General features: G+C 66.4%; 10 protein-coding genes. 4 read left to right on the top strand and 6 right to left on the bottom strand.

The genetic code is table 11. The features are described 5' to 3' along the window. Positions 1-23: 23 nt before the first annotated feature. Positions 24-887: a LysR family transcriptional regulator gene (locus H8B02_RS40715; RefSeq protein WP_229171324.1), complete on the bottom strand. Its 864-nt coding sequence runs from the start codon at positions 885-887 to the stop codon at positions 24-26. Positions 888-985: 98 nt separating this feature from the next. Between H8B02_RS40715 and H8B02_RS40710 the strand changes: the two genes are divergently transcribed. From H8B02_RS40710 to H8B02_RS40700, 3 genes are read left to right on the top strand one after another with little or no spacing between them, the layout of a single operon-like run. Continuing rightward, complete coding sequence (locus H8B02_RS40710; protein ID WP_229171323.1) at positions 986-1,927, top strand: DMT family transporter; 942 nt, start codon at positions 986-988, stop codon at positions 1,925-1,927. Then, complete coding sequence (locus H8B02_RS40705; RefSeq protein ID WP_229171322.1) at positions 1,924-2,688, top strand: MBL fold metallo-hydrolase; 765 nt, start codon at positions 1,924-1,926, stop codon at positions 2,686-2,688. Before H8B02_RS40710 ends, H8B02_RS40705 begins: the two co-directional genes overlap by 4 nt. A gap of 57 nt (positions 2,689-2,745) precedes the next feature. Continuing rightward, positions 2,746-4,077 (top strand): NRAMP family divalent metal transporter, encoded by a 1,332-nt coding sequence (locus H8B02_RS40700; protein ID WP_229171321.1) that lies wholly within the window; start codon positions 2,746-2,748, stop codon positions 4,075-4,077. 9 nt (positions 4,078-4,086) lie between these two features. Here H8B02_RS40700 and H8B02_RS40695 read toward each other — a convergent pair whose 3' ends face one another. Further along, positions 4,087-4,569: an Lrp/AsnC family transcriptional regulator gene (locus tag H8B02_RS40695; RefSeq protein WP_229171320.1), complete on the bottom strand. Its 483-nt coding sequence runs from the start codon at positions 4,567-4,569 to the stop codon at positions 4,087-4,089. A 147-nt stretch (positions 4,570-4,716) separates the two neighbouring features. Here H8B02_RS40695 and H8B02_RS40690 point away from each other — a divergent pair, with 147 nt between their 5' ends. Next, the gene (locus H8B02_RS40690) at positions 4,717-6,027 is read left to right on the top strand and encodes an aspartate aminotransferase family protein (RefSeq protein WP_229171319.1); all 1,311 of its coding nucleotides are present in this window, start codon (positions 4,717-4,719) and stop codon (positions 6,025-6,027) included. On the opposite strand, the gene H8B02_RS40685 is transcribed toward H8B02_RS40690, so the two are convergent. The 4 genes from H8B02_RS40685 to H8B02_RS40670 form a co-directional block, all read right to left on the bottom strand. Beyond that, on the bottom strand, positions 6,024-6,806 hold the full coding sequence (locus tag H8B02_RS40685; protein WP_229171318.1) for a TIGR02186 family protein: 783 nt from the start codon (positions 6,804-6,806) through the stop codon (positions 6,024-6,026). The two genes, H8B02_RS40690 and H8B02_RS40685, sit on opposite strands and share 4 nt — an antisense overlap. After that, a complete protein-coding gene (locus H8B02_RS40680; RefSeq protein WP_229171317.1) occupies positions 6,803-7,732 on the bottom strand; it encodes a sulfite exporter TauE/SafE family protein in 930 nt (309 codons plus the stop codon). The genes H8B02_RS40685 and H8B02_RS40680 overlap by 4 nt, the downstream gene beginning before the upstream one ends. Positions 7,733-8,059: 327 nt before the next feature. Further along, a complete protein-coding gene (locus tag H8B02_RS40675; protein WP_229171316.1) occupies positions 8,060-8,761 on the bottom strand; it encodes a COG3904 family protein in 702 nt (233 codons plus the stop codon). Between the two features lie 310 nt (positions 8,762-9,071). Continuing rightward, positions 9,072-10,314, bottom strand: a 1,243-nt coding sequence (locus H8B02_RS40670) for a tetratricopeptide repeat protein (protein WP_512699919.1), incomplete at its 5' end; no start/stop codon positions are given.

Genomic DNA, 10,314 nt, shown 5'->3' with positions numbered 1-10,314 from the left:
GGGATCAACAGCGCGGTCCCTGCCTACGCCGCCTTCGCCTGCACGCTCTCGCAGTACTCCGCCAGCCGATCTGCCAGCCGCAATGTCGCGGGGCTGGCTTCGGGGGCGGCGATGAGGGCGACTTCGGTCCGCTCGATCGGGGCAAAGCCGTCTTTTGCCGTCAGCACGCGATGCTCGGCCTGGATCGACATCTCCGACAGGATGCTGAGCCCGAGGCCCGCGGCGACTGCGGCCTGGATGCCGGCGAGGCTCGAGGAGGTGTAGGCCATGTGCCAGTTGCGGCCCGCGCGCTCCAGCGCATGGATGGCATGGGCGCGATAGAGGCAGCCCGAGCCGAAGCCGATCAGCGGCACCGAGCCGGTCGCCGTGTCGCGTGGATGGCTCTTGCTGGTGACCCAGTGCACCCGTTCCGGCCACACCGCGATGCCGCCCTTCTCGCTGGCTGCGCGCTTGATCAGCGCGAGATCGAGATCGCCGCGCTCCAGATCGCGGTACAGGAACAGGCTCTGGCCGGAGCGCACGTCGAGCCGCAAATTCGGGTGGCTGCGCGCGAAGGTCGCGAGCAATCTCGTCAACCGATAGGCGGCAAAATCCTCGGTGATGCCGATCCGGATCGCGCCTTCGCTGCCGGGACGCGAGAGCACGTCGCGGGCCTCTTCCGCGAGCGACAATAGCCGCCGCGCATAGGTCAGCAGCCGCTCGCCGGCCTCCGTCGGGGTGACGTCCTTGCCGCTGCGGATCAAGAGCGGCTGGCCGACATCCTCCTCCAGGCGCTTGATCTGTTGGCTCACCGTCGATTGCGTGCGGTGGACGCGTTCTCCGGCGCGGGTGAAGCCGCCGGCATCGACCACCGAGACGAAACTGCGCAGGAGCTCCAGGTCGAACATGGCAGCCTCCATTCATAAATCCACTGGAGTTCAGTCTATCATTTAATTTCCAAATGGCAAGGCGCGGGCCTAGATCATGGAGCGAAGGAGAAACTGCCATGTCCTCTGCAAGGTCGCCCGCCGCAACCTCGATGTCCGTCCCCCGCACCCGCTTCAACACCCTGCCGCTGTTGATCGCCCTGTTCTGCCTGCTCTGGAGCTACGCCTTCGTCGCCGGCAAGATCGGCGTCACCGATTGTCCGCCGCTGATCCTGCTCGCCGCGCGATTCTCGCTCGCCGGAGTCCTGATCCTCGGCATCTCCTGGCTGCGCCGGGATCAATGGGATCTCACCTGGCGCGATGCGGCAGTGTTCGCCGTGATCGGCGTCGCCAACAACGCGCTCTATCTCGGCCTTGGCTATACCGGCCTGAAGACGGTCTCCGCCGGCCTCGGCGCGCTGATCGTCTCCGCCAATCCGGTGTTCACCGCCATGCTGGCGGCGATGTTCCTCGGCGAGAGCATGACCTTGCGCAAGGTGGTGGGCCTCGTGCTCGGCATCGCCGGCGTCGCCTTCATCGTCTGGCATCGCATGAAGGTCGGTATCGATAGCCCGCACGGCATCCTGTTCACATTGGCCTCGCTCGCCTCGATCGTCGCCGGCACCGTCCTGTTCAAGCTGCTGGCGCCGAAGGGCAGCCTGTGGATCGGCAACGGCATCCAGAACATCGCCGGCGGGCTTGCGGTGATGCCGTTCGCCTTCGCGCTCTCGAGCGTTGGCGACATCGTGCTCAGCATGCGGCTCGCCGGCGCCTTCGCCTTCCTCGTGCTCGGCGGTTCGATCCTCGCCTATCTGCTCTGGTTTCATCTCCTGAAAGTGTGTGGCGCGACCGCCGCAAGCGCCTATCACTTCCTGATGCCGCCGCTCGGCATGCTGTTCGCCTATCTCGTGCTCGGCGAGCATGTCGAATTTCGCGACCTGCTCGGGATCGTTCCGGTCGCACTCGGCATTTACCTGGTGACCCGCCCCGCGGCGGCTTCGCCCAAGAGGAGTGTGACGTGAGCATCACCATCACCCTGATCGGAGGCCCGACCGCCCTGATCGAGATCGACGAGTTCCGCCTGCTCACCGATCCGACCTTCGATGCGCCCGGCGACTATCAACTGCCGCATGTGAAACTGGAGAAGCTGACGGGGCCCGCGCTCAGTGCGCGCGACGTCGGCGAGATCGATGCGGTGCTGCTGAGTCACGACCAGCATTCCGACAATCTCGACCATTCCGGCCGGGATTTCCTTAAATTGGCGAAGCGGGTGCTGACGACGGAGGCCGGCGCCAAGCGGCTCGCCGGCAACGCCGAGGGCTTTGCGCCCTGGGCCTCGACCACACTGACGAAGGGCGGCCGGACGCTCACCGTCACTGCGACGCCCGCACGGCACGGGCCCGCAGGTATCGAGCCGTTGTCCGGCGACGTCATCGGTTTCGTCCTGGAGCCGGCGAAGCCCGGCCGTCCGGTCTATGTCAGCGGCGACACCACCTGGTTCGACGGTGTCGCCGAGGTCGCGCGGCGCTTCGCTTGCGGCGTGGTGCTGCCGTTCGCCGGTGCTGCACAGACGCGCGGCCCGTTCCATCTCACCATGGACACCAACGACACGATCGAGACCGCGCGCGCCTTCGCGGACGCGGTCATCGTGCCCGTTCATACCGACGGCTGGGCGCATTTCCGGCAGAACGCGAGTGACCTGCGCGCGAGCTTCGATACGCTCGGCTTCGGCCGCCGTTTGCGCATCCTCGCGCCCGGCGTCGCCACGGTCATCGAGGCCTAGGTTGATCCCAGGAACCTTGGCGGTATCCGGCCCGTTGTCTGACGGCTGGAACCGGACATGACGCGGCAAGAGACGATCTCGCACCACGACAAGGATGAAGATGCGCCGGCGGCGAAGCCGCGGCGCGAGCCGTTCAGCTTCAAGCGCGTTGTGAAGTCGCTCGGCCCGGGCCTGATCACCGGCGCCTCCGACGACGATCCGTCGGGCATCGGCACCTACAGCCAGGCCGGCGCGCAACTCGGCTACGGCATCGGCTGGACCATGCTGCTGACGTTCCCGCTGATGACCGCGATCCAGGAGATCTCGGCGCGGGTCGGCCGCGTCACCGGGCACGGCATAGCGGGCAATGTCTGCCGGCATTATCCGGGCTGGCTGCTGATCATCGTGGTGACGTTGCTGTTCATCGCCAACACCGTCAACATCGCCGCCGACCTGTCGGCCATGGCGGACGCGACCAGGCTCCTGATCGGCGGCCCGGCCATCCTCTACGTTGTGCTGTTCGGCGCGGCTTCGGTCGCCGCGCAGATCTTAATGAACTACCGGCGCTACGTCGCCGTCCTGAAATGGCTGACGCTCAGCCTGTTCGCCTATGTCGCGGCGCTCGCCTTTGCCAAGGTGTCGTGGATGCAGGCGCTGGCCGGCGTGCTGGTTCCGCGCCTGACCTGGAGCTCCGATTATTTCACCACCATCGTCGCGATCTTCGGCACGACCATCTCGCCCTATCTGTTCTTCTGGCAGGCCTCGCAGGAGGCGGAGGAGCAGCGGGTCGACGTCACCAAGCATCCGTTGATCGACAAGCATTACGGCGCACGGAAGGAGTTCTCCCGCATCCGTGCCGATACGGTCACCGGCATGGCGTTCTCCAACCTGATCGCGCTGTCGATCATCGTCACCGCTGCCGCCACGCTGCATGCCGCCGGCAAGACCGACATCCAGACCTCGGCGCAGGCCGCCGAGGCGTTGCGCCCGATTGCAGGGCCGTTCGCCGAGGTGATCTTCGCGCTCGGCATCGTCGGCACGGGCCTGCTGGCGATCCCGGTGCTCGCAGGCGCGACCGCCTATGCGGTCGGCGAGAGCCGGCGATGGCCGGTCGGACTGGCGCGCAAGCCGAAGGAGGCGATGGCGTTCTATTCGGTGCTGGCGCTGTCGGGCGGCATCGGCATCGTGCTGAACTTCACGCCGATCGATCCGATCTCGGCGCTGTACTGGAGCGCGGTCGTCAACGGCGTGCTTGCCGTGCCGGTGATGGTGTTGCTGATGGTCATGGCCCGCCACAAGGCGGTCATGGGACGCTTCGTGGTCGGCGGGTGGCTCTATTGGCTCGGCTGGCTCTCGACCGGCGCGATGGCGCTCAGCGTGATCGCGATGGGGGTCGGGGTGCTCCTTTGATCCCTGCGGTCAGAACAGCGAGCTATCGATCTTTGTCGTCGATTTGACCTTTCGCAGGATGATGGTCGTGCGGTAGCTCGCGATATCGGTCTCCGGATGCATCAGGCGGTCGAGGATGAACGATTGATAGCTCGCGAGATCGGAGGATACGACCCGCAGCGAGTAGTCCCAATCGCCGGCAATCATGCAGCATTCGACGATCTCCGGAAGGTTGATGACCTTCTTCTCGAAACGCGCGAAGGACTCCCTGTTCTGCTGCTTGAGGCGGACTTCGACGATCACGTCGAACCCAAGTCCAATTCGCGCAGGGTCCACCAGCGCCACATAGGAGTTGATGACGCCGGTCTCTTCCAGGGTCCGGACACGCCTCATGCAGGGGGCAGACGAGAGGCCGATCCGTTCGGCCAGCTCGAGATTGGTGATGCGCCCCTCGACCTGCAGCACGTCGAGGATCTTCCGGTCCATCTCGTCGATCACGATCGTGGTTCCCATTTCTTTCGCATTTCCTGCATTTTGCGCAATTGATTGCAGAGGACGGGACAAAATGCATTTCAAATCGCAATCTCATTGCTGTGTCGCGCGCATAGGATGCCCTGCGAGGGTCTCTCATCGCGGCGACCGAGCAGCAAGGAAACGGACATGGCCGGAAATGACGACAAATCCTTCTGGGAACGCGCGCGGCGTCACCTCATTCGCTATGGCGGCACGTTCGCGCCCGTCATCATCGAGCGCGCTTCCGGGTCCTTCGTCTATGACGCCGACGGCCGCGCCATCCTGGATTTCACGTCCGGGCAGATGAGCGCCGTGCTTGGTCACGGTCACCCGGAGATCGTCCAGACCATCAGCGAGCATGCCGAGCGGCTCGATCATCTGTTCAGCGGCATGCTGACGCGCCCGGTCGTCGCGCTTGCCGAAAAGCTCGCGGAGCTTTTGCCGCCGGGGCTCGATCGCGTCATGCTGCTGAGCACGGGGGCTGAGTCGAACGAGGCGGCCATCAAGATGGCCAAGCTCGCCACCGGGGGCTTCGAGACCGTTGCGTTCGCGCAGTCCTGGCACGGAATGACATCGGGCGCGGCCGGGGCGACCTATTCGGCCGGCCGCAAGGGCTATGGTCCGGCGCCGGTCGGCTCGCTCGCGATCCCGACGCCGAACCTCTATCGCCCGCGCTTCGGCCATGCGGCGGATTGGCGGGCCGAGTTGGCCTACGCTTTCGATCTCATCGACCGCCAATCGACCGGCTCGCTCGCCTGCATGATCGCCGAGCCGATCCTGAGCTCCGGCGGGTTGATCGATCTGCCGGAGGGCTACCTCGCCGTGCTGAAGGAATTGTGCCGCGCGCGCGGCATGCTGCTGATCGTCGACGAGGCACAGACCGGCCTCGGCCGAACCGGCGCCATGTTCGCCTTCGAGCGTGACGGCGTCGTGCCTGACATCCTGACCCTGTCGAAGACGCTCGGCGCCGGCCTGCCCTTGGCCGCGGTCGTCACGTCAGCCGAAATCGAGGAGCGATGTCACGAACGGGGCTTCCTGTTCTACACGACGCACGTGTCGGACCCGATGCCGGCCGCGGTCGGGCTGAAGGTCATCGAGATCATCCTGCGTGACAGACTGGTCGAGCGCGCGGGGATCGCGGGTGCGCGGCTGAGGGACGGGCTGCTCGCCCTTCAGAACCGGTTCGAATGCATCGGCGACGTCCGCGGCAGGGGACTGATGCAGGGCATCGAGATCGTGCGCGACCGCTTCAGCAAGGAGCCTGACGAAGCGCTCGGCACGCGTGTGTCGCGGCGCTGCCTGGAGCTCGGACTGAGCACCAACATCGTGCAGTTGCCCGGCATGGGCAGCGTCTTCCGCATCGCTCCGCCGCTCACGATCAGCGACGACGAGATTGATCTTGGCCTCTCGATCCTGAGCGATGCGTTCGAAAGCGCGTTGCAGCGGGAGGGTGGCTAATCCTTGCGGAACACGATCGAGGCCATCCAGCCGGTCATCAGCGCCATGAATGCGGTGACGAGGCCGTAGACCAGGCCGTTCTGCCGCGCGGTGGTGGCGACGAACTGCTCGAAGCCGACCTTGACGATCTCGAAGGCGGTCTCGGTCTTAGTCACCAGCGCGCCGTCGGAGAACAGCTTGATCTCGACATTGTAGGTACCGATCGGCACCTCCGCCGGCAGCGGAATGCCGGTGCGGAACAGGGTCGGCGTCAGGAACGTCACCGCCGAGGTCGCCTCGCGGTACAGCCCGTGTTCGGAGCGCAGCCGGACGAAGGCGCTGCGGAACGGGTCGTTCGGCACCACGTCGGCAAAGTCGGGCCCGACCCGCTGCATCAGCAGCACGTTGTTGAGCCCGAGCTGCTGCCGCCGCTGCACCTCCGGTGATGCGATCTGGTCGAACGGGCGATTGGAGAACAGGGCGAGATAGCCCGGCACCTGCAGGAATTGCCGCGAGTCGGTGTTGATCCAGATCCCGAATTTGCGCTCCTTGCGCCGCGTCACCATGTCGGCGCGCGGACCGGCCACCGTGACGACGAGATCGTAATTGCCGCGATTGGACGGCGTCTTGTCGTCCTTCTCGACCGAGCCGAACAGCACGAGTTCGCCGCCGGAATAGTTCGGTGTCACCGTGACGCGGTGGTTGGACACCGACACGATCAGCCGCTCGGCACGCGCGGGCGCGGCCATCAGGCTGGCGGCGACGAGGCCGATGATCGCAAGCACCGCGCGCAGCCTCATGGCGGGGCCCCGCCGGTTTCGCGGATGCTGAACAGGTCCTGCGGCCGGATCACCAGCTCGACCGCAAAGCGGACGCCGACCGCAAGCACGAGCAGGCCGAGCAAGAGGCGCAGATGCTCGCCGCGGATCTTCTGACCGGCGCGGGCGCCGAACTGCGCGCCGGTGACGCCGCCGATCATCAGGATCAGCGCCAGCACGGCGTCGACCAGGTGGTTGGTGACCGCGTGCAGCATGGTCGCGAACACCATGGTGACGAGGGTGAGCACCATCGAGGTACCGATCACGGTCGAGGTCGGCACCCGCAGCACATAGATCATCAGCGGCACCAGGATGAAGCCGCCGCCGATGCCCATCACTGCGCCGATGAAGCCGATCACGAGTCCGACTACGACCACCGGGATGACCGAGAGGTAGATCTTGGAGCGCTTGAAGCGCAACTTTAGCGGCAGGCCGTGGATCCAGCCATGGCTGCCGGGCTTGCGCAGCGTCACCGGGCCGCCGCGCCGGGAACGCAGCATCGCGCGCAGGCCCTCCCAGAACATCAGCCCGCCGACCGTGGTCAGCAGGATGACGTAGGACAGCGCAATCATCAGGTCGAGCTGGCCGAGCGAGCGCAGGAAGGTGAAGGTCCACACCCCGAGTGCGGTGCCGATCGTGCCGCCGACCAGCAGCACCGCCGCCAGCAGCGGGTCGATCGCGCGCCGGCGCCAATAGGAGATCGCGCCGGAAAATGAGGAGGCCGCGATGTGGCTCGCCACCGAGGCAACCGCGACCGCGGGTGCGATGCCGACGAAGATCAGCAGCGGCGTCATCAGAAAGCCGCCGCCGATCCCGAACATGCCGGAGACGAATCCAACCGCCGCGCCCATCGCCAGGATGAGGAAGACATTGACCGGAATGTCGGCGATCGGGAGGTAGAGCTGCACGCGCGTCGCTTCTTGTCGGTTCGCCACATGCTGGGGCGCAAGGCCGCATCACGGCGTGATGTCGTTCTGGTCGGGCATTCTCCGGCTGAACGAATCCGGTCGGCGCGCAAGAAGCAGGCGAACGCGGGTCGATTGCCGCGTTCTTGCATAACCGAAATCTGCGACGGGAGGGACTAAGAATCCGCCCCGGAGAGCATTTTTCGCCGCACGTGGCTCCCCGGTGCGGACGTGGTTGATAATTCAGATTAATGACTTAATGACGTCGATGCCGGCTGGTTTGAGCATGATCTTTTCGGAAAACCGCTCCGCACTTTTCCGGATGATGCTTCAGGGCCGATCGACCGGCCTGGTGATCAGGTTCAGCGCGAGCGCTTCCTTCGGGCTCAGCCAGCGGATATCCGAGGTCTGCGACATCGCTTCCACGATCCCGGACGAGACGCCCATCTTGGTCATGTAGCCCAGCACCGTGCCCTGGATGCGTTGCGCCTCGGCGAGGGGATCGCTGACCGGTGCGCTGGTCGTGAAGCGATGCACGCCGAGCCGTGAGCCCGCGATGCCATAGCGGGTCTGGCCGCCGGCATAGACCAGCACACAGGCGCTGGCGCAGGCGGCGGGGCGGAGCTTGCCCGTGGCGTCTGATGTGGCGACGGCGGTGACGAGCCCATGGGTGCGGATGACCTCGCCCATGATCGCCGCCTGGTTCAGCGCACCGCCCTGCGACGACAGCAGCACGGCATCACCCGGTGCGAGCCGCGCCTCGCTGAGCCGGTCGCGGAACCAGTTCGCACTGGCGGAGCCGATCTTGCCGCTGATCGCAAGCGCACGCCGGCCGCGGCCCGACCCGTCGATGTCGACATCGGGAATCACCGCCGAATTCATGCTCGCCGCGATGTAGGTCTCGCGCCAGAAGTCCCAGGCGCCGGGCTTCGACAGGTCGCGATAGGCCTGAATGGCAACACTCGACAACAGCAGCACGAAGATGATGACGGACCAGAGCGAGAACCGGAACGTGCCGGGCGGCGATGCCACGTTCTCTTGTCCTTGCCCTTGCGTGGGCGGAGGCCGAGGGGAAGGCGGAGGAGAAGGCGGAGGAGAAGGCCGAGGCTTGGGAGACGCGGCAAACCGCGACGGCGTCTGACGCGGCGGCGCGACGCGGGGACCGGTCGGCGACGAACGATGGCCCGTTCCATCATCCTGACGATCGTCGACAGACAAGCCTGACCCTCCGGATCGCGTGCGCCATTGGCGCGGGGTTTTGCGCCTATCTACACGGCGGAAAGGCGGAGGGATAGGACAGCGGCGCCGTCAAGGCGCCGCAGCAGCTTTCAAATGAGTGCGATTAGTGTGCGGCCAGCGCGGCGGTCCGCTTCGACGGTGGCTTGACGGACTTCGCCGCCGCGGGCTGCACGGGCGTGCCGTCCCAGCCGCTGGCCGGGGCCGGCACGTTGACCGCATCGCTTGGCTGCGGCTCGGGGGTAAAGGTCTGGATCGCAAGCTTTGCTGCAGCCAGCGACTGCGGGTCGAGCCGCTTGGCGATATCGTCGCGCTTGTGGCCGGCGTCGGCGTCGCCCTGCGCGGCCGCGAGGCTGAACCATTTGAAGGACTCGGCGAGGTTCTGTTCGACCCCGATGCCGCGGGCATAGAGGATGCCGAGGTTGACCTGGCTGTCGGCAACGCCGCGATCGGCCGCCTTGCGGAACCACTGCCCGGCGCTCTTGTAATCGGCGCCCTTGCCGCCGCCATCGGCGTCGAGCACGGCGAGGTTATGCATCGCCTTGGCGTTGCCGCGCTCCGCAGCCTGCACGTAATAACGCCGTGCCACATCGAAATCGCGCTTCACGCTGAGGCCCTTCTCGTAGAAGGTGCCGAGCCGGAACATCGCGGGCACCACGCCGGCCTGTGCCGCGCGGCCATACCATTTGGCGGCTTCGTCGACATTGGCGGGGACGCCCTTGCCTTCGGCAAAGCGGACGCCGACCTCATAGGCCGCGGCCGCATCGCCCTTGATCGCGGCCGTGCGCAGCGCCGGACCGCCGATCGCGTCGGGCAGCTTCTCGCCCGCGGGAATTTGGACCATGGCGAGCTTGCCGCCGAGCGGCGGCGCGGTCGGAATCGTGCCGGTGATATCGCTCGCAGCGGCGACCGGTGCCGCAGCCGGCTCAGGCGCCGCGGGAGCCTGAGGGATCGTGACCTGCGCGCTGTCGAGCGTGTTCGGCGCCGCCGAGTTGTTGGACTGGCGGCCGAGCGGGGTCGGCGAGGTCATCGACGGCCCAGGCGTGCCGGACGGCGCAGCCGGTGCTGGGACGACAGAGTTCTCGGTGGGCGGCTGCACGGGGGGCGCGGCCGGCTCGCTGTGCTCGATCGCCGGCGTCTGCGGCGCGGAGCTGGTGTCGAGCAGGTTCATCGCCATCTTGGCAGTCGAGAGCAGGATCACGACCACGCTCGCGCCGACCAGCAGCGAGCGGATCTTGGAGGTGATGGTCGAAGGCTGGGTCTCCGACGCGCCAGTCGCCGGCGCGCCAGTCGCGGGTGCGCCGGCCTTGCCGGCAGCGGCCTTCGCAGCCTTGTCGGCCTTCTCCTTG

Source organism: Bradyrhizobium altum, assembly GCF_020889705.1.
Taxonomy (GTDB): Bacteria; Pseudomonadota; Alphaproteobacteria; order Rhizobiales; family Xanthobacteraceae; genus Bradyrhizobium; species Bradyrhizobium altum.
The sequence above is the reverse complement of the archived record's forward strand: the minus strand, read 5'-3'. Positions and strand labels throughout refer to the sequence as shown.